Source organism: Taklimakanibacter albus, from assembly GCF_016595235.1.
Lineage (GTDB): Bacteria > Pseudomonadota > Alphaproteobacteria > Rhizobiales > Aestuariivirgaceae > Taklimakanibacter > Taklimakanibacter albus.
Genome location: NZ_JAENHL010000008.1, coordinates 615,622 through 640,632, shown reverse-complemented (window position 1 = coordinate 640,632; position 25,011 = coordinate 615,622). Strand labels below are relative to the sequence as shown.

Below are 25,011 nucleotides of genomic sequence, written 5' to 3'. Positions count from 1 at the left end.
TGCTGATATGTCTGAGTGATTGAATTTTGAGCAGCGCTTAAATAAGTTGAACTTCTGGCAAATGAATTAAGATACATTGAGAAATTGACATGTTTAATTTCGCCGAGAAGGACCTCCGCCTGCTCAAGGTGTTCACCGCCGTAGTCGAGAATGGCGGCTTTACCGCCGCTCAGGCCGAGATGAATATCGGCGCTTCCACCATCAGCAATCATATGACCGAGCTCGAGCAGCGCCTGGGCGCCAAGCTCTGCCAGCGTGGCCGGGTCGGCTTCCAGCTGACCGACAAGGGCGCGGTGGTCTATGAGGCCGCCAAGCGTATCTTCGCCGTCATCGGTGACTTTACCGGCGAGGTGGCGGGCCTGCGCGGGCAATTGAACGGCGCGCTCAATCTGGGCCTGCTCGATTCCGCCATCACCAACCCCAAGTCGCCCGTCCACGACGCCATCTGGCGTTTCAACCAGCGTGAGAATGATGCGCGCGTGACGGTCAGGGTGGAAGAGCTGCATGTCATGGAGAAGCTGCTGCTCGACGGCCAGCTCAATGTCGTGGTCGGCTGTTTTCCGCGCAAGATCAGCGGCCTCTCTTATGAATATGTCTATTCGGAAAAGCAGGATCTCTATTGCGGCCGCCGCCATCCGCTTTATGAGAAGGACCCGCAGTCGATCAATGTGCAGGACCTCTCGCATTACCGCGTCGTTTCGCGCAGCATGTGGATGCAGACCGAGTTGCCGCGCCTGATGGTCGAAACCGCTTCCGCCACGGTGAATGACGTGCTCGCAAAATCCTTCCTGATCCGCACCGGTTCCTATATCGGTTTCCTGCCGAAGCATTTCGGCGACGCCTGGGTGACGACAGGAGAGCTGAAATCGGTGCTGCCGCAAGTGCTGGGCTGGAGTGCGGCTTATTATATCGCGACCCGCAAGGGCCACGCGGCGTCGCTGCTGATGGACACCTTCCTCAAGGATTTCTGGGCAGCTCTCGAGGCGGCGACGATCGAGCAGGAAGTGTGATCGGTCTCTGACATGACCTGGCCCCATCGTATCTTCGCCGGACAATTCACCGATTTCGAGCTAAAGCTCCTGCGCGTCTTCCGTGCCGTGGCCGATTGCGGCGGCTTCTCGGCCGCCGAAGCCGAGATCGGCCTCACCAAATCGGCAATCAGCAAACATGTGAGCGATCTCGAAATCCGCCTCGGCGTCAGATTGTGCGAGCGCGGCCGCAGCGGCTTCGCGCTGACCGAGGAGGGCAAGGTCGTCTATGAGGCGATCTCGCAGCTTCTGGTGTCGCTGGAAGAGTTCCGCTCGCGCATCAACGCCTTCCATTCCGAGCTGATCGGCGAATTCTATATCGGCTTCATCGACACGCTGGTCACCAGTGAGACCATACCCTTACGCGAAATTCTCGCCGATTATTCCAAGGCCAATCCGGCCGTCAGGCTCAATATGATGATCGGCTCGGAGAGTGAGATCGATCGCGCCGTCGATGAGCGCCGCCTCCATATTGCCGTTTCGGTCGCCGATGCGCGGCCGTCGCGGGCGCTCATCACCCCCTTGGCGATGGAGCGCAGCCTGCTTTATTGCGGCGCCGGCCATGAAGCCTTCGCCGCTGCCGATACGGAGCTCACCGACGAGCGGCTGGCCCAGTACAAGCTGGTCCAGCACGGTTATTCGCTCGCCGAGAGCCATGCCTTCGAGAAGCTGGGGCTCAAATCCGCCGCCACCTCACACCAGACCGAAGGCGTGTTGTTCCTGGTGCTGGCCGGTACGCATCTGGGTTTCCTGCCGACGCACTATGCGGAAGCCTGGGAGCAGCGAGGGCAGCTCCGCGCCATCCGGCCCGCGGACATTGCCAAGGAGACAGGAATCGTCGTCAAGGCGCATCGGGCCTCGCTCGCCAATCCGATGGTGCGCAGCTTCCTGGCGATCGTGAAGGCGCGGAGGACCGAAATTAAAGCGATGCCACCGGCCGGCCGATAATATAAAGCCAGTCACCCGTGGCTGAGCGCGCCAGGGACCGGCGCGCCATGACGACGCCGCCGGTGCGCGCGCGAACCGGCAGCGGCTCTCTATCATGACGATGCAGCCTGCCGACCAGCGCGCCGGCGGCGATATCGTCGCCGAGCTGCACCAGAGGCTCGAACAATCCCTCCATCTCGGCGAGCACGTAGCATTCATCAGGGCGGACATCGACGAGCTGCGGCTCGATCGGCTCCGATGGTGCTTGCGGCGGTGTGATGCCGAGATGGCCAAGGAGACGTTTGAGCCCGGTCCGGCACAGATCCATAGCGGCGGGCGTCACCTCTGCCGAGCCGCCGAATTCGCCGCTGATGCCGATGACGTCCTGGCGCAGCATCGCGGCGTCGATGCTGACTTCGACGCCCATGGTCTTGGCGCCGAACAGCATGCAATGACGCGCGCCGAAGCCGCGTGCGAGATCGAGCCGGCGCCGGTCCTCTTGCTCGTCGCCGGTCACGACGAACAATGTCGACGGCAGGAAGTGCAGGATGGCGCCGCCACAATGGAAGTCGGCGGCGTAATCGGCGCGGGCATAGAGCTCGGTCTCGATGACATGCGCCAGCCGGCTGGTGAACGGGCCGTCGGCCCGTCCGGGAAAGGCCCGGTTGAGATTGAGCCCGTCGATCGGCGTGCTGCGCACCCCTGCATCGCAGGCTGGCGCATTCACCCGTGGCAGGATGATGATGCGGCCTCTGATCGATCCGGGATCAAGGCCGCGCGCCAGCTCGGCCAGCGCGATCGGCCCTTCATATTCATCGCCATGCACCCCGGCGGTGAGCACGAGAGTCGGACCTTCGCCCTGCGCCAGGCAGTGGATCGGCGTGGTGATGCGCCGCTCCTCGCCGTCGGGCAGCAGAGCCGGAAGGCTCAGGCTGCCCGACTGGCGCCCCGCCGCATCGAGATCGATGTCGATGGTGGCATGCATCTCAGAGCGCTGCCTTGATCGAGGCGAGGCCACGATCGATATCGTCGGCATTATTGTAGAGATGCGGCGAGAAGCGGATGAAATCACGCCGCAGGGAGGCGATCACATTGTTCTCCTTGAGGGTACGGGCGAAATCCCGGCTGTTCTTGCCGGGGAAACGCGCCGCGATGGTGGCCGAGCGTTCCGCTGCATTTTTCGGCGATAGGACCTCGGCGCCGAGCGCCTGAAGTCCACTCATCAAACGGTCGGAGATCTCGCGGTTATGCGTGTGGATCTTCTCGATCGAGTGCTTGAGCAGGTAGTTCATCGCCTCGGTGGCGCCGTATGCAGTGCCATAGGCCATGGTGCCGAATTCATAACGTTTCGCCGTATCGGGCAGCTCGAGGCGGTCGGCCTGGAAGTCCCACATGTCCTTGTGCGAGCGCCAGCCGACAATGCCGGGATTGAGCTTCTGCAGGGCGGGCGCGACATACATGATGCCGGTGCCGAACGGGCCGCACAGCCATTTATAGGTGGAGGCGGCCGCCGCATCGATGCCGGTCTTGGCCACGTCGATCGGCACTTGCCCGGCCGACTGAGTCGCGTCCACCACACAGATGGCGCCGTGCTTGTGGGCCTTGGCGGCGAAGCGGGCGAGATCATAGGTCTGCCCGGTGCCATATTCCACATGCGAGAGGCAGACGACCGACGTGCTGTCGTCGATCAGGCTCTCGAGATGATCCGGATCGACATAGAGATTGTCGGCGCGGGCCCAGCGCATTTGGGCGCCGGTCGCTTCGGCGACGCGCATCCACGGATAGACGGTGCTCGGATGCGTCGTCTCGGTGGCGACGATATTCGTGCCCTTGGGTGGCATGACCGCCCAGGCGAGCGACGACATCAGCACCGTTTCGCTCGAGGCGGTGGCGATGTCGCGGGTTTGCGCGTTGAAGAGTCGAGCCGCCGCATCGTTAAGATTGTCGAGGCACTCGACCTCGTCCTGCTCGTCGAAGGCGATGGTGCCTTCATCCGCCAACGCCTGCTGCCAGCGGTTGATCGCGGCCGCCGCGCCCTTGTGGGTGAGGCCGACGGAAGCCGCGTCCATATAGACAAAGTTCTCGGCCGGCGGAAAAATATCGATGGTGCCAAGGCGTTGCATGAAGACCTCTCTGGTGATGATGGGAATCAGGTGGTGCGTTCACGGGAGAGGTGGCGATGCCACTTGCCCTCCCAGAATTTGAAGCCGCGATTGATGGTGTAGACGAGCGCCATGTAGAGCAGAGCGGCGACGATGAAGCCGTCAAAGGCGAGGTAATATTTGTTATTGAAGAGACGCGCGGCGCCGAGGATGTCGATGATGGTGACGGTGCTGGCGAGCACGGTCGAATGCAGCGTGAAGATCACCTCATTCGAGAAGGCCGGCAAAGCGCGGCGGAAGGCATTGGGCAGGATGATGCGGCGCATCCGCGTCGAAGGACTCATGCCGCAGGCGTTCGCCGCCTCGATCTCGCCCTTGGGCACCGTCTCGATGGCGCCGCGCAAAATCTCGGTGATGTAGGCGGTCGAACACAGGGTGAAGGAGATGAAGGCGCACCACCAGGCTTCGCGCAGGATGGTCCACAGGAAGGTGTCCCGGATGAGGGAGAATTGCGCGGCGCCGTAATAGAGAAGATAGAGCTGGACCAGGAGCGGCGTGCCGCGGAAGAGATAGGTATAGGCGAAAATGATCCTGTTCGCGATCGGCACACGATTGGCACGGATGAGCGCCAGTGGCACGGCGAAAAGGCAGGAGAGGGCGAGCGGACCGGCGAGCAGAATGAGCGTATTGCGCAGGCCCAGGAGGAAGAGTGGCCAGTGCTGCGCCACCAGCATGAAGTCGACCGGCGCATAGTTTTCGCTGAATTCAGTCAGGCTCATGCCGGGCGCTCCGCCCGGACATGGGCGCTGTAGCGCCGGTCGAGCCATCTGAGGCCCAGATCCGAAATCGCCGTCATCGCCAGATAGGTCATCAGCACGATGAACATGAAGGTGAACGGCATGCGGGTCGCCTTGCCCGCGGCGTAGCCGTTATAGACGAGATCCTCGAGGCCGATGACCGAGACGAGGGCGGTGGCCTTCATCAAGGTCAGCCAGATATTGGTGAAGCTCGGCAGAGCGTGACGCACCAATTGCGGCCAGATGATCCGGCGGAAGAGGGTGGGCCGGCTCATGCCGGTGGCGAGGCCGGCTTCGACCTGGCCGCGCGGAATGGCGAGGGCCGCGCCACGGAAGGTCTCGGTCATGTAGGAGCCGAAGATGAAGCCGATGGCGAGCACGCCGGCGGTGAAGGCGTCGAGCTCGATATGTTTCCATAGGCCGGTGATGGCGCCCAAGCGATTGAGCGCCATCTGGCCGCCGAAATAGAGAAGCAGCATCAAGACGAGATCGGGCACGCCGCGGATGAACGTCGTATAGAGCTCGGCGATCCGCCGCGCCGCGTACGAGCCTGAAAGCTTCGCCCAGGCGCCGAGGAGGCCGAGGACAACGGCGACCAGCAGCGACAAGAGGCTGAGGGCCACCGTTATCCGGATGCCTGAGGCGACGAAAGGCGAATATGTGACGACGGCATCCATCGCGCGCGACCGCTGCCGGGTCTATTTGCCGTAGATGTCGTACTGGAAGTACTTCTTCATGATCGTGTCATAGGTGCCGTCGGCACGCAGCTCCGCGATCGCTTTGTTGAACTGATCGCGCAATTCTGAGTCTTCCTTGCGCATGCCGATGCCGACGCCTTCGCCGAAGCATTCGCGGTCGGTATAGATCTCGGAAACGAATTCCATGTCCTTGCCGCGCTCGGTCTTGAGCAGGCCGAAATCGACGCCGATGGCGTCGGACAGGATGGCGTCGACGCGGCCCGATTCGAGATCGAGATAGAGGGAATCGGCCGTCTCATAGACGCGCACGGTCGCTTGCGGGTATGCCTTTTCGAGATAACATTGGGTGACGCCCGGAATGGTGCCGATCACCTTGCCGCCGAGCGCCTTGTCGGCGGTGTCGAGCTTGGCGCCCTTGCGCGCCACGAAGACGCCGCCGGTCTGGTAATATTTGTTGGTGAAGTCGATCTTCTTCTTTCTTTCCCCGGTGATCGCCATCGAGGCGAAGATGCCGTCATATTTGTTGGCGAGAAGGCCGGGAATCATCCCGTCCCAGTCCTGCGCCTGGAATTCGCAAGCACGCTTGATCTTGTCGCAGAGCGCCATACCGAGATCGATCTCGAAACCTTTGAGCGAGCCGTCGGCGGCGCGTTCATTGAAGGGCGGATAGGCGCCTTCGGTGGCGAAGCGGATCGTGTCTTCCGCATGCGCCGTGGCCATGCCCGCCAGGATCATGATGGCGCCGGCCAGCAAAGTTGTATGTTTCTTCATTTTCCGTTCCTCCGTTTATGATTGGGATTCAATGCCGCGCCCGCGCCAGGAAGCGCTCGAAATGGGGCGAGGTGGGATGGGCCATCACGCTTTCGGGCGCGCCTTGCTCCTCGATCTCGCCGTCGCGTAGGAAGACGACGCGGTTGGACGCTTCGCGGGCGAAGGCGATCTCATGGGTGACGATGATCATCGTGCGGCCTTCTTCGGCGAGCGCCCGGATGATGTTCAGGACCTCGCCGACGAGCTCGGGATCGAGCGCCGAGGTCGGCTCGTCGAAGAGCATGATCTCTGGCTCCATGGCCAGCGCCCGGGCGATGGCGCCGCGCTGCTGCTGGCCGCCCGACAGGAAGGCCGGATAATAGGTCTTGCGGTCATGGAGCCCGACCTTGGCGAGAAGCGCTTCGGCCCGTTCGATCGCTTCCTTGCGGCCGAGGCCCAGAACGTGGATGGGCCCCTCGATGATATTTTCGAGCAGCGTCATATGGGACCAGAGGTTGAAGCTCTGGAAGACCATCGCCAGCCGGGCGCGCACTCGTTCGATCTGCCGGCCGTCCGCCGGTTCCTGCTGGCCCTGGGGCGACAGCCTGGTGCGGATCGTTTCGCCATTGAGGGCGATGCTGCCGCGGGTCGGCATTTCGAGGAAATTGATGCAGCGCAGGAAGGTGCTTTTGCCCGAGCCGCTGGCGCCCAGGATGGAGATCACATCGTGATCATGGGCATCGAGCGAGACGCCCTTCAGCACGTCGAGGGCGCCGAAAGACTTGTGAAGATCGCGGATTTCGAGCTTCGCCCGTTTCTGTTCCGGTTCCGCCTGGCTGTGATCGAACACGTCCCTTGTGCCTTCCGCGTAAGTTCGGAGGGCATGCTCGGCCGGCACGGGCCTCAGGTCGTTCGCAAAAGCATCAAGTGAAGTTTCCGCTTATGGGAGCTTTCGCGCGGCTGTCTTGGGAGACTGTCGGGTCCTTCATCACGCGAACAGGAGTGATCATGGCCAAACAAGTCATCTCGGGTCCGGGCATGGAAGGCCTGCCCTTGTCGGAAGCGGTCCGCGCCGGCGATTTCATCTATGTGTCCGGTATGGTCGGCTTCGGGCCCGATGGCCGGATCGTCGAAGGCGGCGTCGCCGCCGAAACCGACCGCATCATGGCGGATGCTGCCGACATCCTGAAGCGGGCGGGCGCCTCGCTCACCGACATCGTCAAGGTGAGCATCTGCCTGACCAAGGCCGACGACTTCGCCGCCTTCAACGAGGCCTATGCCAAATATTTCCGCAAGGACCCGCCGGCGCGCGTGAGTTTAGTCGCGGATCTCACCATCGATGCCCGTGTGGAGATGGATTTCATCGCCTATACTGGCAAGTGATGACTGTGATCGAAGAGACGGACTTCGCCGAACTTTTCGCCGATCTCGACAGATTGGCGGGCTTTGGCGGCAGTGAAGGGGGCGGCGTCAGCCGCACCGCCTTTTCGCCGTCCTTCACCGACGCGCAAGCCTGGCTGGCCGGGCGGATGGCGGAAGCGGGCCTCGCGGTGCGCCTCGATGCAGCGGGCAATCTCATCGGCCGCTTTGGTCCGCCCGGGCCCGCTATCGTCTGCGGGTCCCATATCGACAGCGTGCCGAATGGCGGCCGCTTCGACGGGGCTCTGGGCGTCCTGGCGGGGCTGGCCGCCTTCCGTGCGCTCAAGACCGAGGGCCATGTCTTCGATCGCGCGCTGGAAGTCATCGCTTTCGCCGACGAGGAGGGCGAATATTTCAGCCTGTTCGGCTCACGCGCCATGCTGGGTCTGGTCACGGCGCCGGAGATCGAGGCCGCGCGCGGCACGCGTGGAAAGCTGCTGATCGATGCCTTGCGCGACGCAGGGCTCGATCCCGCCCTTGTGGCATCGGCCCGTCGCCCGGCCTCGGACTTCCATGCCTATGTCGAGCTGCATATCGAGCAGGGGCCGGTTCTGGAGCAGAGCGGCTTCGATCTCGGTGTCGTCGAGAACATCGTCGGTATCGCGACGTTGGAAGTCACCTTCACCGGCAGGCCTGATCATTCCGGCACCACGCCGATGCGCCAGCGCAAGGATGCCATGCGCGCCGCCATCACCTATTGCCAGCTTTGTTACGACGAAGCCGCCAAGGATGAGGCACTGCGTCTCAATTTCGATGACTGGTCAGCCGCCCCGCGGGCGCTGAATGTCGTCGCCGAACGGGTGCGGTTCCGACAGGAGATCCGCCATCCCGACGCTGCGTCATTGAGCGCGTTCGTTGCGAAAGCTGCCCGCTTTGCGCAAGGTGCGGCGGAGGAGAGCAGCGCGACGGCTGATCTGCGTGAGCTTGCCCGTGATGAGCCGGCGCAGATGAACATGGTCATCAAGGCGCTTCTGAAGGCTCAGGCGGAGGCACGCGGCTACAAGACCCTGGTCATGCCGTCGGGCGCCGGCCATGACGCGCAGCTTTTCGCACCCATCTGCCCCACCGGCATGCTGTTCGTGCCGAGCGTCGACGGCCGCAGCCATTGTCCGCAAGAGTTTTCGAAGCCGGACGCCATTCGACTTGCCGTAACGGTGCTGCGCGATGCGCTCCGATCTCTCACCCGAATCTAGAATTATTCCAGTTCCAGAATTGACACGTATACGGATTAAATTTCGGTCATGAAGCCCTCGGCGCCTCGACGCGCGCCGAATAGCCGAGTAGTTTGCTCAGACACTTCGTTGAAGGAATCCGGAAAATGCTGTGTCTTCGCGGCGCGCTGTTGTGCGCGCTTGCTTTTGTCACTCTACCCGTAGTCGCGCGAGCGGAAGATCAGACCGCCTATCAGATCGTACTCAAGGGCAAGGCCTTCGCACCGGAGCACCTCAAAGTGCCGGCGGGCAAGACCTTCTTCATCAAGGTCAGGAACGACAATGACGCGCCGGCCGAATTCGAATCGAAGGATTTCAAGGTCGAGAAGATCGTCGCCGGCCATTCCGAGATTCTGGCACGGGTGAAGGCGCTGAAGCCCGGCACCTATACGTTCTTCGACGATTATCACGAGGACGAGACGCGCGGCATCATCACCGCCGAATAAGGAAGAGGAGAGCCCGCGATGCTCGCCGCGCTCATCATCGTCTTCCGCGAAGTCGTCGAGGCCGGCCTCGTCGTCGGCATCGTTCTCGCCGCGACCCGTTCGGTCGGCGGCAGCCGCCTGTGGATCGCCTTTGGAATCATTGCCGGCGTGCTCGGCAGCTGTCTCGTCGCGATTTTTGCGAGCGCCATCGCCAATGCCTTTTCGGGCGCGGGGCAGGAGTTGTTCAACGCCGCGATTCTGGCCGTCGCTGTCGTGATGCTCACCTGGCACAATGTCTGGATGGCGAGCCATGGCCGTGAGCTGGCCAATGAGCTTAAAGCCGCAAGCGAGGCGGTGGCGCGCGGGCGGAAGTCGCTTCTGGCGCTGGCTCTGGTCGTCGGCATCGCGGTGCTGCGCGAAGGTGCCGAGATTGTTCTTTTCCTCTTTGGCATCGTTATCACCGATGGCGGCTCGGGCCTGGCGCTTCTCTTAGGCGGCTTCCTCGGCCTGGTTCTGGGCGGCGGCCTGTCGGCGCTGACCTATCTTGGCCTCTTGCGCATTCCGGCGCGCCATCTGTTCAAGGTGACGAGTGTGATGATCGCCTTCCTCGCCGCAGGTCTCGCCGCGCAGGCGACCTTCTTCCTCGAGCAGGCGGGTGTCGTCGAGATTCTCGGGGACACTGCATGGGATACATCCGCGATCCTCTCGGAGAAGAGCCTTCTTGGCCGCGTGCTCCACACCCTTGTCGGCTATAGCGATCAGCCGAGTTTCCTTCAGCTGCTCGTCTATCTGGGCACGCTTCTGGTGATCTACCTGCTCACGCGCGCTTTCGCGCCGGCGCCGAAGGTGCGCATCTCTCAACATCCCTCATGCTGAGGTGGCCGCGAAGCGGCCCTAGATCGCGATCCGTTCAGATCTCTGATCTGAACGGATAAGCGCGATCAAAGTTCATAGTGGGCGCGCGATCGGACGGAAAACCGGCATCCACTTTTCCTGATCGCGCGCCGAGCATCCATCAGGATAGAGCAAGGATGCTGAAGCACACCCTTCGAGGCTCGCTGCGCTCGCACCTCAGGGTGAGGATGATGAGGCGGCCTAAGCTACACCCGCCTTGCTGATGCGGACCGGCGCGGTGCCGAGCTTGTCGGAGAGCTCGCGCGCCGAAGCGATCAGCGTCTCGCGATAGCGCTCATAGTTGCGCGCCGCATCCTCGCGCGGCGCGATCAGGCACAAAGTGGCGACGGAGATCGGGCCGCCCTGATGGATGGGGGCGGCGAAGCAGTGGGTGAAATTGTCGGCGACCGAGTCGAAGGAATAGAACTGTGCCGCGCGCGCCTGCGCGACATCGGCAAGGAATTTTTCGGGCGCGAGCCGTGACTTGTTCGGCAGGATGAAATCCTGTGCCGGAATGAAGTCGAGGATCTCCTCATCGCTCATATGGGCGACGAGAAGCCGGCCCGAGGCGGTCCATGGAATGGGCGTGCGCTCGCCGACATCGGAGCTGATCCGGAACGGGCGTACGCCTTCGCGCATCATGGCGACGGTATATTTGTTGCCATCAAGCATGCAGAGCTGCGAAGTCTCATGTGTCGCTTGCGCCAGCTGGTCGAGATAGGATTTGCATTCGCGCGTGAGGTCGAACTGCGTCTGGTAGGCGAGGCCGAGGAAATAGAGCTTGCGGCCGAGAAAGACGCGGCCCTCCTTATCGGCATATTCGAGCATGCCCGAATTGACCAGCAGATCGACCAGCTCATAGGTCGTCGATTTCGGCGCCGCGATGTCGACCGCGATCTCATTGGGCCGCGCCGGCCGCCGCCTCTTGCGCAAGTAGTCGAGGATCTCGACCGCCCGGTCGAGCCCGCGCATCCGCCGGCCGCTGTCGATGTCCCTCACCATTTCCGCGGTCATGTTTTTCTCCACAACTCTGCCGGGCCCCATTGCCGCTTTCCCAGAAGGGCGATAGCATCATCCTTCCATTATAGCGATAGCTATTCCACTATAATGGAATAATCCCTGGGAGGAAGATAATGAGGAAGTCAATGATGAAAGCGGCCGTCAGTGCGCTCTGCATTGGCCTGTTCACCTGCATCGGGCTCGTCACCGAGGCGAGTGCCGCTGCCAAATGCATCAAGGGTGACCGCAAGGCGCCCTATACGATCGGCTGGGCGAATATCTATTCGGTGCCGACCTGGATGAAGCAGACCGAAGGCACCATCGCCGCCGAGGTCGAGGAGCTGAAGAAGAAGGGCCTCGTCGACAAGCTCGTCATCACCGACGCGCAGGGCGACGCCAATGTGCAGATCCAGCAGATCCAGTCGATGATCGACGCCGATGTCGACGCCATCATCCTGATCGCCGGCTCTTCCACGGCGCCCGCCCGCGTCGTCGCCGATGCCTGCGCCAAGGGCATCGCGGTCATCAATTTCGACAGTCTGGTCGACACCGATGAAGTGACGGCCAAAATCAACACTGATTCCAACGAATGGGGCGATACCGCCGCGAAATGGCTGATCGCGGAGCTGGGCGGCAAGGGCAAGATCCTCGTCCTCAACGGCCCGGCCGGCATTTCGGTGAGCGATGACCGTCGCAAGGGCGCCAATGCCGCGCTCGCCGCCAATCCCGGCATCGAGATTCTGGCCGAGACCAACACCGCCTACAATGTCGCGCCGGCGCAGGAAGCGGTGACGAGCCTGCTCTTCGCGCATCCCGAGATCAACGGCATCCTGTCGCTCGGCGGCGCCTTGTCGGCCGGTGCTATCCTCGCGATGGACAAGCAGGGCCGCCCGATGGTGCCGATCACCGGCGAGAATGCCCGACAGTTCCTGGAACTGTGGAAGGAGAAGGGCCTCAAGTCCTGGGCGACGATGCAGCCCAACTGGCTTGGCGCTTTCGCCACCTACACCGCGGTGCAGGCGCTCGAAGGCAAGGATGTTCCGGCCTTCGTCAAGGTGCCGCTGCCGGTCATCGACAACAGCAATATCGACGGCTATCTCGCCCGCGCCAAGGACTTCCCGGCGGATGGCTACATCTTCTCGCCCTATGACCAGAAGCTTTTCGACGAGTTGCTCGCCGCGAAGTAATCGATCATTCTCTCAAATATCCTCACGCTTCCCTCTTTTCCCCTTCTCCCGCGCGTAGCGTGGGAGAAGGTGCCCGATAGGGCGGATGAGGGCTCTTTTGTGAGAGCGATTACACTGGCCGAAAGAGCCCTCACCCGGCCTTCGGCCACCCTCTCCCATTGCTTCGCAACGGGCGAGGGGGAAATACTGATGGGATGAGATCGGAGTCCAGGTCGGGGGCATGACGCCACAAGCCATCATCAAGGCGAACGGGTTGTCGAAGTCGTTCTTCGGCAACCCTGTTCTCCAGAATGTGTCCATCGCGCTCGAGCCGGGACGCATCCATGCGTTGCTCGGTGAAAATGGCGCCGGCAAATCCACGCTCATCAATCTTCTGTCGGGCGCGCTGGCACCCGATGGCGGAGAGATCGAGATCGATGGGCGCAGCCATCGCCGGCTGACGCCTTCCGAGGCGCGCCGCGCCGGTATCGCGGTGGTGCAGCAGGAATTGAGCCTGACCAGCGATCTCTCCATTGCCGAGAATATCGGCCTCGGTGCCTATCCGCGCCGCTTCGGGCTGATCGACTACAAGGCCCTGGCGCGGAAAGCGCGCGAGGTCTGCGATCTGGTCGGCCTCGAAGAGAATCTGAGTACCCCGGTGGGCGATCTGCCGCTCGGCCGCCGCCAGATGGTCGAGATCGCCAAGGCGCTGTTCCGCAAGCCCCGCATTCTGGTGCTCGACGAGCCGACCTCGTCACTTTCCGCCCATGAGGCGCAGACCTTGACGCGGCTCTTGCAGCGGTTGCGCGCCGAGGGCACCGCCATTCTTTACATCTCGCACCGCCTCAATGAAGTGATGCGCCTGTGCGAGCATGTCACCGTGCTGAAGGACGGCAAGGTGACCGCCGACCGTTCGCTGCAGGGCGTCGATGCCGCGGGCCTGGTGCGACTGATGGTCGGGCGCGATCCGGGCGATCTCTTTCCGCACTGGACGCCGAGCCCGGAGCGCCAGACTATTGTCGAGGTTACCGGTTTCTCCTCGGGCCTCTTGCGCGACATCGATCTCGAGATAAAACGCGGCGAGATCCTGGGGCTTGGCGGCCTCGTCGGCCAGGGCCAGGAGGATCTGCTGCTCGGCCTTTATGGCGCCTTGCCGGCTTCGGCGCGCCGCGCCGTCTTCAATAATGTCGCCGGTCTGCCGTCCTCCGTTTCCCGCGCCAATGCACTGGGCCTTGCTTACGTGCCGGCCGACCGCAAGCGCGAAGGCCTGCATCTCATTCATTCGATTGCCTGGAACATGATGCTGCCGGATTTCGGCAAGGCACGCGGTTTGAGCCGGCGCGACCCGGCCGCTGAGCGCAAGCTCGCCACCGAGCTCGCCGACCGGCTCAGCATCAAGGGCGATCTCACCCGTCAGGTCCAGGCCTTGTCCGGCGGCAATCAGCAGAAAGTGGCGCTCGCCAAATGGATGCCGGCCGATCCGCCGATCCTCCTGCTCAACGACCCGACGCGTGGCGTCGATGTCGAGACCAAACGCGAGATCTATGTGCTGCTGCGCCGCTTCGCCGCTCAAGGAAAGGCCATCGTGCTGTCGAGCTCCGATACGCCGGAGCTCGTGCATCTCTGCGACCGCGTCGCGGTGATGCGCGAAGGCGGCATCGCGGCGCTTCTGGAACGCGAGAAGATCAGCGAGGAAGCAATCGTCGCCGCCGCCATGGGCGCCGAGGCCGCCAAGGTGGCCGCATGAGCAGCATGATCCGCACCGGCGATGACCGGCTTTATTGGCGCGTGCAAGGCGAGCGCAATCGCGGCCTCATGGGCCTGTTCGCTGTCGTTGCCGCCTTCTTGGCGCTCTACGCTTATCTCTTTCCGGGCCTGTTGAGCGTCGCCGGCGTCTCCAAATTCGCCCAGAGCTGGCTGCCGCTGGCGCTCGTCGCCATGGCGCAGGCGATCCTGATGCTGACCGGTGGCATCAGCCTGGCGATCGGCGCGACGGTGAGCCTTGGCGCGGTGATCGCGGCGACGACGATGAGCGGTTATTTCGGTGTCGCCGGCGGCATCGTTGCGGTCTCGGCTTCGGGCCTCGTTATCGGGGCGCTGTGCGGCGTCATCGCCATCCGCCTGCGCCTGCCGGCGATCATCGTGACGCTCGCCGCCTCCTTCATCATCGGCGGCCTGGCGCTGCTCATCCTGCCGCGCCCGGGCGGCGCCATTCCCGGCTGGTTCTCCGATCTGCTCGCCGGCAATACGCCCGCCGCTCTGGTCCTCGTCTTCCTTGTGGCGCTGCTGTGGAAGCTCTATCTCGCCACACCTCTGGGCCTCAGCCTCTATGCGGCGGGCGAAAACCCGGTCGGCGCCTATCGCGCCGGCGTGCCGGTCGATGCGGCGCGGATCGCCGCCTATGCGATCAGTGGCCTGCTTTCGACATTGGCGGGGCTTTTCATCGCCGCGCAGACCGGCTCGGGTGATCCGGTCATCGGCCAGGCCTTCACGCTCAATTCGATCGCCGCCGCGGTGCTGGGCGGTGTCGGCTTCCTCGGCGGGCGCGGCACGATGCGCGGCGCCATTGCCGGCAGCCTGCTGTTGAGCGTGATGATCAATGTCATGTTCTTCTTAGGGTTTCCGCCGGTCGCGCAATATGTGGCGCAAGGCCTGATCATCATCGGTGCGGTGGCCTTGCCGCAGCTGACCGCTCGTTTCCGGAGGAGGCCATGAACCAGGCGAACCATTCCCGCTTTCCGGCCTGGAGCCCGAGAGCGCTCCTGCGCAACCGCGCCTTCCTCACCGTCGCCATCGTCATTCTGGTGTGGGTCGTGGCGGGCTTCGCCAAGCCGGGCTTCGGCTCTTACGGCCATCTGCGCTATCTGCTCGAGCTCGCCGCGGTGATCGGTCTTGTCGCCATCGGCCAGACCTATGTGGTGATCGCCGGCGGCATCGATCTCTCGGTCGGCGCAATCGTCACGGTGAGCGCGGTCGGCGTGCCGCTGGTCGCTCTGTCGGGTGACGGCAGCGGCACCTTCGCCGTCCTGATCATCCTGGTGGCGGCAACCTCGATCGGCTTCCTCAATGGCTTGGGCGTCGCCTACTTGCGCATCCATCCGATGATCATGACGCTCGCGATGGCGACCTTCCTGCAGGGCGTCCTCATCCTCATCGCCGGCGGCACCGCCATTTCGGCGCAGAATCCTCTGCTCGCCTGGCTCGGCAATGCGCGCATCATCGGCATTCCCGCCGGCGTGCTGCTGTGGGCCGTGGTCTCGGGCGCGGCCCTTGCCGTCCTGCATGCGACACCTTTCGGCGCCAGGCTCTATGCGCTCGGCGCCAATCCGCTGGCGAGCGCTCTGTCCGGTATCAATGTCCAGGCGACGACCATGGCGGTCTATGCGGTGAGCGGTCTCGCCGCCGGCCTGGCCGGGGTGCTGATCCTCGGCATGAACGGCCAGGGTTATGTCGGTATCGGCGATCCTTATCTTCTCGCCTCGATCGCCGCGGTGGTGCTGGGCGGCACCTCGATCCTGGGCGGCTCCGGCTCCTATGCCGGCACCATTCCGGGCGCCATATTGCTCGTCACCATCACGGCCCTGATCACCGTCGTCAATGCGTCCGCCGGCTGGCGCAGCATTCTTTTCGGGTCGCTGATCCTCTTGCTGCTCCTGCTCTCCGGGCGAGAATCACAACGCCGTTAAGTTCCTTCGGCGTCCTTCGGCAGGAGATAACGCACCGCCAGCACGCACATCAGCGTGGTGAAGGCGAGGATGAGCGCAACCAGCGCGTTGATGTCGGGCGTGAAGCCGAGGCGCATCATCGCCCACAACCGGATCGGCAGCGTGTTGTCGGTTCCCGTCACCAGGAGGCTGATCATCGTCTCGTCGAAGGACAGCGCGAAGCAGAGGATGGCGGCACCGATGAGCGCGCTTTTGAGATTGGGCAGCACGACATAGAAGAAGGTCTGCCAGCTCGAGGCGCCGAGATCATAGGAGGCCTCGATATAGCTGACACTCAGCGATTGCAGCCGGACGACGATGGTACGGTAGGCGAGCGCCAGCACGAAGACCGTGTGCCCGATAATCACGGTCAGAAGCGAGCGCGGCACATCGGTCTCGCGGAAGAAGATCAGCAGCGACAGGCCGATCATGATCGGCGGCATCAGGAAGGGCAGGAAGATCACGAACTGCATCAGGTCGCGGCCGAAGGTGGCGCCATTGCGGTAGTGAATAGCGAACAGGATGCCGAGCAGCACCGCGAGGAAAGTCGCCGTGAAGCCGACGATCAGCGTGTTGAGGAAAGCGGTGATGATGCCTTGATTACGAGTCAGCGCGACATAGGCCGAGAGCGACGGGCTCGTCCATTGCACGTCACCGCGCGCGATCTCGAAGAAGGACGACGCGATGGGAACGAGCAGCGGTCCGTAAAGCAGGACGAAGACGAGGGCCGTCAGGGCCGAGAGGCCGAACGAGGCGAGGCGCGAGAGCTGCATCATGTCTGGCGCTCGAAGCGCCGACCCAGCGCGATCACTACGCTCATGACGAGGGCCAGGATGACCGACAAAGCGGCGCCGAAGGGCCAGTTGAAGGCGGCGCCGAACTGGCTGTAGATGATGCGCCCGAAGGTGAAGCCATTGGGGCCGCCGACCATTTGCGGCGTCAGGAAGTCGCCGATTGCGAGCACGAAAACGAAGCTCGCCGCCGTCACCACGCCCGGCAGGCTTAGAGGCAGGATGACCCGGCAGAAGGTCTGCCAGTTGGAGGCGCCGAGATCGGTCGAGGCCTCGATGAGATTTTTCGGGATGCGCTCGAGCGACAGGAAGATCGGCAGGATGGCGAAGGGAATGAGCAGCACCGTGAGGGTGAGCAGCACGGCATTGAGGTTGAAGACGAAGAGGGTCAGCGGCTGATCGATGAGATTGGCCCAGACCAGGAAGCGGTTCAGGAAACCGTTGCCGCCGAGAATGCTGCGGATCGCGTAGATCTTGATGATGTAGCTCATCAGCAGCGGCACCAGCACCAGCATCAGCAGGATGTATTTGCGCCGCCCCGACAAGGTGGCGAGGCGGAAGGCGACCGGATAGCCGAGGAGGGCGGCGAGCACCGCGACCGCGAGGCAGAGAAGACAGGTCTGCCAGAGGACGGGGATGAAGATCGCGTCGGTGAAGAAGCGGCTGTAATTGCGCCAGGTGAGATCGTAATGCATCTGGCCGCCCTCCACCCAGAAGAAGCTGTAGGTGAGGAAGCTCAGCAGCGGCGCCACGATGAAAAGGAAGGGAAGCCCATAGGCGAGGACAGAGATGGCGATACGCCAGCCCTTCGCCTGCCGGTCTCCGACGAACAACATGCGCGATCAGGTTCCTTGCGGCGGCGATCCGCGAACGGGTCGCCGCCTGTTGCCGTTGGCTTATATTAAGGCTGCGCCTTGACTTCGTTCCAGAGGTCCGAGCGTTTGGTCGGATCTTCGACGAATTCGAGCCAGACCAGCTTGTCGTTGGGATTGGCGCTGCCGGTCTCGGCGACCGTGTTGCCGAAGCCGGTGCGCTCAGACAGCTGCTCGCCGATTTTCTTCTGCAGCAGGAAATTGACCCAGGCTTCCGCCGCATCCTTGTCCTGCACGCCGCTGGTCATTGCCCAGGTGTCGAGCCAGGCCAGCGCGCCTTCCTTGGGGTTCACGTAGCCGATATCGGCGCCGGCATCCTTCATCGCCTTCACCTGCTGCTGGCCGTAATTGGCCCAGATCAGCGCCACGTCGTTGCTCTTATAGAGCTGCAGTGCCTCGTCGGGTGTCGTGTAGAAGCTGAGCACATTCTGCTTGAGCTCCGACAGCTTGGCCTTGATCTGGCCCATCTGCTCCGCGCTCAGATTGAACGGGTCGGGGAAGCCCAGAGTGAGCGCGGTGAAGGAGAAATTATGCTCGCCATTGTCATAGGCCAGCACCTTGCCCTTGTATTTCGGGTCCCACAGGATGGTGAAGGAATCCGGCGCCGGCGACACTTTGGCCTTGTCATAGATGAGGCCGATCGAGTCGAAGCAGAACGGGATGGCATGCACCTTGCCGTCGCGCATGATACCCTTGATCTGGGCGAGGTCCTGGAAGCGCGGCAGGACATTTTTCTGATTGGGCAGCTTGGCGAGATCATGCGGCGTGGTGAGGCCGCCATCGATATAACGTTGCAGCTGCGCGGTGTTGACCGCGAAGACGTCGAAATCCTTGCCTTCGCTGCCTTTGATCTTGGCCCAGATTTCATCATCAGTGCCGATGAAGACGACCTGGGCGGTGATGCCCGTCTGTTCCTGGAACTCCTTGACCCAGTCGTCATCGGCATAGCCCTGCCAGGCCATTACCCGCAACTCGCTGGCGGCGCGCGCCCAGCTCGTCCGGAGCAGAGCCGGTGCGGCGACGCCCATCGCGATCATCGCGCGGCGGTTGAGTTTGATCTTCATGATGCGTTTCTCCCTGACTGTTTTTCCGACGGGAGGGCATCGGAGCGCGAAGGGGGCTGTTTGCTCCCGCCGCGTATTGACGGCCCTTCATCGTCTTATTAAAAGCTATTATATGAATAATATGAAGAATGCAACGAGTCGCCCTAAATCTCGGAATTCTTTTGCAAATCTGATCGGTCGGAAACCGGTGAGGTCGACCGGACTGGCATCGGGCGGCCTGCATGCGACGGTCCTCAACCAGATCGGCCAGCGCATCGTGCGCGGCGACTTCGTGCCGGGCGACCCCTTGCCCAATGCCGATGACTGGAGTGCCGCCCAAGGTGTGAGCCGCACGGTTCTGCGCGAGGTGATCAAGGTTCTGGCCGGCAAGGGCCTCATCGAGTCGCGTCCCAAGACCGGCACGAAGGTGCGCCCACGTTCGCAGTGGAATTTCCTCGACCCCGACGTGCTGGCCTGGCGTTATGCCAGTGCCGGCAGTGGCGAGGATGTGCGCAGTCTGTTCGAATTGCGCCGCGCCATCGAGCCGATGGCGGCAGGACTCGCCGCCGAGCGCGCGACACCTGAGCAGGTAGCCGAGCTCGAGGCGGTGCTCGTCGAGATGGAGGAGGCGGCCGATGACAGCGAACGCTTCGCCGAGCCCGATCTCGTCTATCACCAGTCGATCCTGCGCATGACCGGCAATGAGCTCATCGGCTCGCTCGCCGCCTTGATCGAGACGGCGCTGGTGACGAGCTTCCGTCTCACCAATGATCTGCCCGAGGGCCAGCGCCCATCGGTGCCGCTCCATCGCGAGGTCGTCCGGAAGATCGCGGCGCGCGATACGGAAGGCGCGCGCAGCGCCATGCTCACCTTGATCGACAAGGCCGAGGAAGATGTCCGGCACATCCTCGCCTCACGACAGACACGTCAAGCCAACGGAGAATAAGAAAATGACGGAACGGCGTAAGTTGCGGTCGGCCTCCTGGTTCGGCGGCGCGGGCAAGAATGCCTTCATGCATCGGAGCTGGATGAAGAACCAGGGCCTGCCCGATCATCTGTTCGATGGCCGGCCGGTGATCGGCATCTGCAACACCTGGTCGGAGCTCACGCCCTGCAACGCCCATCTGCGCGGCATCGCCGAGCATGTGAAGCGCGGTGTATATGAGGCGGGCGGCATGCCGGTCGAGTTCCCGGTGATGTCGCTGGGCGAATCCAATCTGCGCCCGACCGCGATGCTGTTCCGCAATCTCGCCAGCATGGATGTCGAGGAATCGATCCGCGGCAATCCGATCGACGGTGTCATTCTCCTCGTCGGCTGCGACAAGACCACGCCGGCTTTGCTGATGGGCGCGGCGAGCTGCAACCTCCCGACCATCGCGGTGTCGGGCGGACCGATGCTCAACGGCAATTTCCGCGGCCAGACCATCGGCTCCGGCACCCATGTGTGGAAATTCTACGAGGATGTGAAAGCGGGCCGCATGCCGCTCAACGACTTCCTCGCCGCCGAGCAGGGCCAGAGCCGCTCGGCCGGCAGCTGCATGACGATGGGCACCGCTTCCACCATGGCCAGCATGGTCGAGGCGCTCGGCATCGGCATGCCGGACAATGCCGCCATTCCCGCCGTCGATGCGCGCCGCGGCGTGCTCGCCCATCTTGCCGGCCGGCGTATCGTCGAGCTCGTCAATGACAACATCATCATGTCGGACATCCTGACCCGCGCCGCCTTCGAAAACGCCATCCGGGTGAACGGCGCGATCGGCGGGTCGACCAATGCCGTGCTGCATCTGATCGCTGTCGCGCGGCGCATCGGCGTCGATCTCGGCCTCGACGATTGGGACCGCCTCGGCCGCGACGTGCCGACCATCGTCGATCTCATGCCGTCGGGCCGCTTTCTGATGGAGGACTTCTATTATGCCGGTGGCCTGAGCGCCGTCATGCGGACCCTCGCGGAAGCAGGTTTGCTCCATCGTGACGCGCAAACCATCTTCGGCAAGACGATCGGTGAGATCGTCAAGGACGCGCCGAACTACAATCCCGAGGTCATCCGGCCCTTCGACAAGCCGCTGACGGAGCAGGGTGGCATGGCCATCCTGCGCGGCAATCTGGCGCCCAATGGCGCCGTCATCAAGCCCTCGGCGGCGACCCCGGCCTTGATGCAGCACAAAGGCCGCGCCGTCGTCTTCGAGAGCATCGAGCATTATCATGCGCGCATCGATGATCCGGCGCTCGATATCGACGCCAATTCGGTGATGGTGCTCAAGAATTGCGGACCGCGCGGTTATCCCGGCATGGCGGAGGTCGGCAACATGCCGCTGCCGGCCAAGCTGCTGAAGCAGGGCGTGTCCGACATGGTGCGTATTTCCGATGCGCGCATGAGCGGCACGGCCTATGGCACGGTCGTCCTCCACACGGCACCGGAAGCGGCAAGCGGCGGCACGCTGGCGCTGGTGCGGGATGGCGATCTCATCGAGCTCGACGTGGCGGGACGGCGGCTCGAGCTCTTCGTCGACGAGGCAGAGCTCGCCGAGCGTCGCAAGGCCTGGACCCCTCCGGAGCAACCGCAAGGCGGCGGCTATCAGAGCCTCTATGTCGAACGTGTGCTGCAGGCCGATCAGGGCTGCGACTTCGACTTCCTGGTGGGCCGGCGTGATGCCGGCGTGCCGCGCCATTCTCACTGAGGACATCATGACGGGCGATATCGAGCATGGCGCGATCTACCCGAGTCTGAAGGGTCGCAGCGTCTTCATCACCGGCGGCGGCAGCGGCATCGGTGAAAGCCTGGTCGAGCATTTCTGCGCGCAGGGCTCGCGCGTGGCTTTCATCGATCTGGCCGAGGACGCCTCGCGCCGTCTTGTCGCCAGGATTGCCGCCAAGGGTGATCCGGCGCCGCATTTCATGGCCGGAGACCTCCGCGACATCGAGCGCCTGCGCGCGACGATCGCCGAGGCGGCCGAGCGCCATGGGCCGATCAAGGTCCTGTGCAACAATGCCGGCAATGACGATCGCCACAAGAGCGAGGACGTGACGGTCGAATATTGGGACGACCGCATGGCGGTGAATGTCCGCCATCAGTTCTTCGCCGCCCAGGCGGTGAGACCGCAGATGAAGGAAACGGGCGGCGGCTCGATCATCAATTTCGGGTCCATCACCTGGCTGGTTGGCGACGGCGATTGCCCGGGTTATGTCACCGCCAAGGCGGCGATCACCGGCATGACACGGGCGCTCGCCCGCGAATTCGGCCCCGATCGCATCCGCGTCAACTGCATGCTGCCCGGCTGGGTGATGACGGAGCGCCAGATGCGCCTGTGGCTCAACCCCGAAGGTGAGCGCCAGATCGCCGAGCGCCAATGCCTGCCGGACCGTCTCTATCCGCCCGACATTGCGCGCATGGCCTTGTTCCTCGCCGCCGATGACAGCCGCATGTGCTCGTCGCAGAATTTCATCGTCGACGGCGGCTGGGTGTGAGCGAGTTTGCGCCGTAAAATACCCTCATGCTGAGGTGCGAGCGAAGCGAGCCTCGAAGCATGATCCAGGTACGGATATCTTGCCGCTTGCCACCCTTCGAGGGCCGCTTCGCGGCCACCTCAGGGTGAGGGTAGAGGTGAGACCTCGCGCTCGGCGATCCAGTCGGCGAGGCGCGGCAGATCGCCGGCGGTGGTGATCTCGAGCCTTCCGCTGATGGCGCCTTTTGCCAGGACGACTACCTCATCGGCCGCTTCGAAGATCTCCGGCACTTCGGTACAGAGCAGCACGACGGCGCGCCCCGTTCGGGCAAAAGAGCGGATCATCGCATAGATGTCGCGCTTGCTCGCGACATCGACTCCGCGCGTCGGCTCCTCGACGACGAGAATATCGGGATCGCTTTCGATCGCGGCGCCGAGCGCCACTTTCTGCTGATTGCCGCCGCTCAGCGAGGTGATCGGCGCCATGTGGTTCTGCGCCTTCACATTGTAGCGGCCGAGGCCGCCGAACCCGATGGCCGACAGCCGCGCCGGGCTGAGAAGACCGGCCGCGCCGTTGAGCTGCCGGTAGCCGAGGCGCGCCGCGAGGTTTTCGCCGACGCTCAGATTGTGGAAAATGGTCTGGCGCCGGCTGGCGGCGAGATAAGCAACGTTCTCGCCATTAGGCGTGGCGATGGTTCCGTTCGCCGGCCGGAATTGGCCGATCACCTGGGCCAGCTCGCGGGCGCCCGATCCCTCGACGCCAGAGAGAGCAAGAACCTTGCCGGTGGCGAGCTCGAAGGAGACCTTCTCGAACTTCTTCTGCCGGTCGCAGCAGTTTTCGAGCCTCAGCGCGACGGTATGGCGGCCGTCCGGCTGAGCGCCCTTCGCCGGTACCGCATCGGCGGCTACGCGCTTGACCGACAATCCGACGGTCAACTCGTCGGCGATGCGAGCCTCCGAGACGTCGCCTGTGATCTCATGGCGGATCTGCCCGTCGCGCAGCACCAGCACGCGCCGGCAATAGCGCACGAAATCATTGAGGCGATGGGTGATCAGGATGACCACCTTGCCCTTGGCCGTGAGCTCGGTCATCGTCGCGAAGAGCGCCTCGGATTCATTTTCGGTGAGAGCCGAATTAGGCTCGTCGAAGAGGAAGACCTCCGCATCGCACATGATGGCGCGCGCGATCTCGACGCGCTGCTGCACGGCGAGGGACAGATCGGCGAGCTGGTAATCGGCATACTGGCCAATGCCGAGCGAGGCCAGAACAGTGGCCGTGTCCTTGGCCGGCTCCATACGCCCGAACCAGGATCTCTCGCGCCCGACCGCAAGATTCTCCCGAACCGTCATGTTGGGCCACACTTGCGGCTCCTGATGGACGACCGCCACATAACGCCAGGGCTCGTCGAGCCGGGCGCCGTCGCGGGTGAGGGTGATATCGCCGCTGTCGGCGGTTTCCTCGCCGGCGAGCATGCGCATGAGCGTGCTTTTGCCGGCTCCATTCGGGCCGGCAATGCCGGTGATCGATCCGGATTCGATCGCGAGTGACAGGCCATCGAGCGCGCGGGTTGCGCCATATCGTTTGCGGACGTCGGAGACGACGAGGCTGGTCACGTGGTGGCCTCCGCCGAGCGCTGGCCGGCGCGCCGGATCAGCTTCTGCGAGATCGTGTCGAGCCAGACCGCGGCGATCGTCACGACGCCGATGAAGATCAGCTGGATGAAGGAACCGACACCGAGCAGGGCCAGGCCGTTATTGAGCATGGCGAGCAGGATGACGCCGAGCAGTGTGCCGACGATGGTGCCGCGCCCGCCATTGAGGCTGGCGCCGCCGATGACGACGGCGGCGATGGCTGAGAACAAAAGCGAGCCGGACTGCGTCGGCCCGACCGAGCCGACATAGGAGAAGTCGATGATGCCGGCGAGGGCCGCCATCACGGCGCTCAGAATGAAGACGACATATTTGTATTTGGCGACCGGCAGGCGCGCGACGCGGGCGGCGTCCGGATTGCCGCCGATGGCGACGAGGCGGAAGCCGAAGATGGTGCGATGCCGGATGATCCAGAAGAAGATGAAGGCGGCGACGAGCCAGAGGATTTCCGAGGGGATGCCGAAGGGAAGCAGCGCGCCCCCGAGCACGTGGAACAGGCTGAGCTCCCAGGCGGGCGGCAGCGGGTCGTTATAGGCGGGCGTGAAGGTCGAGGCATTGCTGACCAAGAGCTGCAGGCCTTCGGCGACATTGAGCATGCCGAGCGTGGCGATGAAGGAGGGAAGCCCGGCTCTGACGGTGAAGAAGCCGTTGATGACCCCGGCCAGCACGGCGACGAGAAGAGCGCAGATCAGCGCCGGAATGAGGGGCAGGGTGAAAGGCAGGCTGCCGCCGCCGAGCCACAAGGTCGCGGTGAGGATGGCGGCGAGGCCGTAGATTGCACCCACCGAAAGATCGATTTCACCCAGGAGGATGACGAGCTTCTGCGCGAAGGCGATCATACCGAGGGCCACCATCGAGCGCAGCAGCGTCAGGACATTGTCGAAGCTCAGAAAGGCGGCGCGCTGCGACTGGACGAGCGCGGCGATGAGCACGATGGCGAGCGCCAGGCCCAGAGTTCTCAGATTGTTGAGCGCCTTCTGGGTTCCGAAGGTGCGGAGCATGAAATTCTGCATGGGGCTTTCCGGTGTGCGGGAGCCGCCGGGGACCGAAACATCGGCGTGCCGGCGGCTGCTTCAGTTTTCAAGTGACTTG

At 63.3% G+C, this 25,011-nt stretch carries 25 protein-coding genes; 13 read left to right on the top strand and 12 right to left on the bottom strand.

The annotated features are described in order from the left end of the window. Nucleotides 1-89: 89 nt before the first annotated feature. Complete coding sequence (locus JHL16_RS25915; protein ID WP_200187792.1) at nucleotides 90-1,010, top strand: LysR family transcriptional regulator; 921 nt, start codon at nucleotides 90-92, stop codon at nucleotides 1,008-1,010. A gap of 12 nt (nucleotides 1,011-1,022) precedes the next feature. Beyond that, on the top strand, nucleotides 1,023-1,976 hold the full coding sequence (locus tag JHL16_RS25910) for a LysR family transcriptional regulator (protein WP_200187791.1): 954 nt from the start codon (nucleotides 1,023-1,025) through the stop codon (nucleotides 1,974-1,976). Here JHL16_RS25910 and JHL16_RS25905 read toward each other — a convergent pair. The 6 genes from JHL16_RS25905 to JHL16_RS25880 are packed head-to-tail and all read right to left on the bottom strand — an operon-like array spanning nucleotide 1,948 to nucleotide 7,152. Continuing rightward, nucleotides 1,948-2,940 carry a M14 family metallopeptidase gene (locus JHL16_RS25905; RefSeq protein ID WP_200187790.1) on the bottom strand — a complete coding sequence of 331 codons (993 nt, stop codon included), beginning with the start codon at nucleotides 2,938-2,940 and terminating at the stop codon, nucleotides 1,948-1,950. The two genes, JHL16_RS25910 and JHL16_RS25905, sit on opposite strands and share 29 nt — an antisense overlap. 1 nt (nucleotide 2,941) lies before the next feature. Continuing rightward, nucleotides 2,942-4,078, bottom strand: coding sequence for an aminotransferase class V-fold PLP-dependent enzyme (locus JHL16_RS25900; RefSeq protein ID WP_200187789.1), 1,137 nt, complete (start codon nucleotides 4,076-4,078; stop codon nucleotides 2,942-2,944). Between the two features lie 26 nt (nucleotides 4,079-4,104). Continuing rightward, nucleotides 4,105-4,836: an ABC transporter permease gene (locus JHL16_RS25895; protein ID WP_200187788.1), complete on the bottom strand. Its 732-nt coding sequence runs from the start codon at nucleotides 4,834-4,836 to the stop codon at nucleotides 4,105-4,107. After that, nucleotides 4,833-5,531, bottom strand: coding sequence for an ABC transporter permease (locus JHL16_RS25890; RefSeq protein WP_200187787.1), 699 nt, complete (start codon nucleotides 5,529-5,531; stop codon nucleotides 4,833-4,835). Before JHL16_RS25890 ends, JHL16_RS25895 begins: the two co-directional genes overlap by 4 nt. A 21-nt stretch (nucleotides 5,532-5,552) precedes the next feature. Beyond that, nucleotides 5,553-6,323, bottom strand: a complete 771-nt coding sequence (locus JHL16_RS25885) for a transporter substrate-binding domain-containing protein (RefSeq protein WP_200187786.1) — start codon at nucleotides 6,321-6,323, stop codon at nucleotides 5,553-5,555. Between the two features lie 28 nt (nucleotides 6,324-6,351). Continuing rightward, nucleotides 6,352-7,152 (bottom strand): ATP-binding cassette domain-containing protein, encoded by an 801-nt coding sequence (locus JHL16_RS25880; RefSeq protein ID WP_200187785.1) that lies wholly within the window; start codon nucleotides 7,150-7,152, stop codon nucleotides 6,352-6,354. Nucleotides 7,153-7,310: 158 nt separating this feature from the next. Between JHL16_RS25880 and JHL16_RS25875 the strand changes: the two genes are divergently transcribed. The 4 genes from JHL16_RS25875 to JHL16_RS25860 all read left to right on the top strand — a co-directional run bounded on the left by JHL16_RS25875 (nucleotide 7,311) and on the right by JHL16_RS25860 (nucleotide 10,233). Then, entirely contained in the window at nucleotides 7,311-7,685 is a 375-nt protein-coding gene (locus tag JHL16_RS25875; protein ID WP_200187784.1) for a RidA family protein, read from the top strand. Next, nucleotides 7,685-8,914 carry a Zn-dependent hydrolase gene (locus JHL16_RS25870; RefSeq protein WP_200187783.1) on the top strand — a complete coding sequence of 410 codons (1,230 nt, stop codon included), beginning with the start codon at nucleotides 7,685-7,687 and terminating at the stop codon, nucleotides 8,912-8,914. The genes JHL16_RS25875 and JHL16_RS25870 overlap by 1 nt, the downstream gene beginning before the upstream one ends. Before the next feature lie 125 nt (nucleotides 8,915-9,039). Then, nucleotides 9,040-9,378: a cupredoxin domain-containing protein gene (locus JHL16_RS25865; protein WP_200187782.1), complete on the top strand. Its 339-nt coding sequence runs from the start codon at nucleotides 9,040-9,042 to the stop codon at nucleotides 9,376-9,378. Between the two features lie 18 nt (nucleotides 9,379-9,396). Then, a complete protein-coding gene (locus JHL16_RS25860) occupies nucleotides 9,397-10,233 on the top strand; it encodes an FTR1 family iron permease (RefSeq protein WP_200187781.1) in 837 nt (278 codons plus the stop codon). 219 nt (nucleotides 10,234-10,452) lie between these two features. Here the strand turns inward: JHL16_RS25860 and JHL16_RS25855 are convergent, their stop codons facing one another. Continuing rightward, nucleotides 10,453-11,265, bottom strand: coding sequence for an IclR family transcriptional regulator (locus JHL16_RS25855; protein WP_200187780.1), 813 nt, complete (start codon nucleotides 11,263-11,265; stop codon nucleotides 10,453-10,455). A 134-nt stretch (nucleotides 11,266-11,399) separates the two neighbouring features. Between JHL16_RS25855 and JHL16_RS25850 the strand changes: the two genes are divergently transcribed. The 4 genes from JHL16_RS25850 (at nucleotide 11,400) to JHL16_RS25835 (ending at nucleotide 16,102) form a co-directional block, all read left to right on the top strand. Then, a complete protein-coding gene (locus JHL16_RS25850; protein WP_420884585.1) occupies nucleotides 11,400-12,437 on the top strand; it encodes an ABC transporter substrate-binding protein in 1,038 nt (345 codons plus the stop codon). A 220-nt stretch (nucleotides 12,438-12,657) separates the two neighbouring features. Beyond that, nucleotides 12,658-14,163, top strand: a complete 1,506-nt coding sequence (locus JHL16_RS25845) for a sugar ABC transporter ATP-binding protein (RefSeq protein ID WP_200187778.1) — start codon at nucleotides 12,658-12,660, stop codon at nucleotides 14,161-14,163. Between the two features lie 5 nt (nucleotides 14,164-14,168). Further along, on the top strand, nucleotides 14,169-15,131 hold the full coding sequence (locus JHL16_RS25840; RefSeq protein ID WP_246771287.1) for an ABC transporter permease: 963 nt from the start codon (nucleotides 14,169-14,171) through the stop codon (nucleotides 15,129-15,131). Beyond that, nucleotides 15,128-16,102 carry an ABC transporter permease gene (locus JHL16_RS25835; protein ID WP_200187776.1) on the top strand — a complete coding sequence of 325 codons (975 nt, stop codon included), beginning with the start codon at nucleotides 15,128-15,130 and terminating at the stop codon, nucleotides 16,100-16,102. The genes JHL16_RS25840 and JHL16_RS25835 overlap by 4 nt, the downstream gene beginning before the upstream one ends. On the opposite strand, the gene JHL16_RS25830 is transcribed toward JHL16_RS25835, so the two are convergent. The 3 genes from JHL16_RS25830 to JHL16_RS25820 form a co-directional block, all read right to left on the bottom strand. Next, the gene (locus JHL16_RS25830; RefSeq protein ID WP_200187775.1) at nucleotides 16,099-16,896 is read right to left on the bottom strand and encodes an ABC transporter permease; all 798 of its coding nucleotides are present in this window, start codon (nucleotides 16,894-16,896) and stop codon (nucleotides 16,099-16,101) included. The two genes, JHL16_RS25835 and JHL16_RS25830, sit on opposite strands and share 4 nt — an antisense overlap. After that, entirely contained in the window at nucleotides 16,893-17,747 is an 855-nt protein-coding gene (locus JHL16_RS25825; protein ID WP_200187774.1) for an ABC transporter permease, read from the bottom strand. The genes JHL16_RS25830 and JHL16_RS25825 overlap by 4 nt, the downstream gene beginning before the upstream one ends. A gap of 65 nt (nucleotides 17,748-17,812) precedes the next feature. Beyond that, on the bottom strand, nucleotides 17,813-18,847 hold the full coding sequence (locus JHL16_RS25820; protein ID WP_246771170.1) for an ABC transporter substrate-binding protein: 1,035 nt from the start codon (nucleotides 18,845-18,847) through the stop codon (nucleotides 17,813-17,815). Nucleotides 18,848-19,034: 187 nt separating this feature from the next. Here JHL16_RS25820 and JHL16_RS25815 point away from each other — a divergent pair, with 187 nt between their 5' ends. The 3 genes from JHL16_RS25815 to JHL16_RS25805 are packed head-to-tail and all read left to right on the top strand — an operon-like array spanning nucleotide 19,035 to nucleotide 22,291. Further along, entirely contained in the window at nucleotides 19,035-19,772 is a 738-nt protein-coding gene (locus JHL16_RS25815) for a FadR/GntR family transcriptional regulator (RefSeq protein ID WP_348647283.1), read from the top strand. Nucleotides 19,773-19,776: 4 nt separating this feature from the next. Further along, nucleotides 19,777-21,504, top strand: a complete 1,728-nt coding sequence (locus JHL16_RS25810; RefSeq protein WP_200187772.1) for an IlvD/Edd family dehydratase — start codon at nucleotides 19,777-19,779, stop codon at nucleotides 21,502-21,504. 7 nt (nucleotides 21,505-21,511) lie between these two features. Beyond that, nucleotides 21,512-22,291, top strand: coding sequence for an SDR family NAD(P)-dependent oxidoreductase (locus JHL16_RS25805; RefSeq protein ID WP_200187771.1), 780 nt, complete (start codon nucleotides 21,512-21,514; stop codon nucleotides 22,289-22,291). A gap of 119 nt (nucleotides 22,292-22,410) precedes the next feature. Here the strand turns inward: JHL16_RS25805 and JHL16_RS25800 are convergent, their stop codons facing one another. Both JHL16_RS25800 and JHL16_RS25795 read right to left on the bottom strand, forming a co-directional pair. Continuing rightward, nucleotides 22,411-23,883, bottom strand: coding sequence for an ATP-binding cassette domain-containing protein (locus JHL16_RS25800; RefSeq protein ID WP_200187770.1), 1,473 nt, complete (start codon nucleotides 23,881-23,883; stop codon nucleotides 22,411-22,413). Continuing rightward, nucleotides 23,880-24,932 (bottom strand): ABC transporter permease, encoded by a 1,053-nt coding sequence (locus tag JHL16_RS25795; RefSeq protein WP_246771169.1) that lies wholly within the window; start codon nucleotides 24,930-24,932, stop codon nucleotides 23,880-23,882. Before JHL16_RS25795 ends, JHL16_RS25800 begins: the two co-directional genes overlap by 4 nt. Nucleotides 24,933-25,011 lie beyond the last annotated feature (79 nt).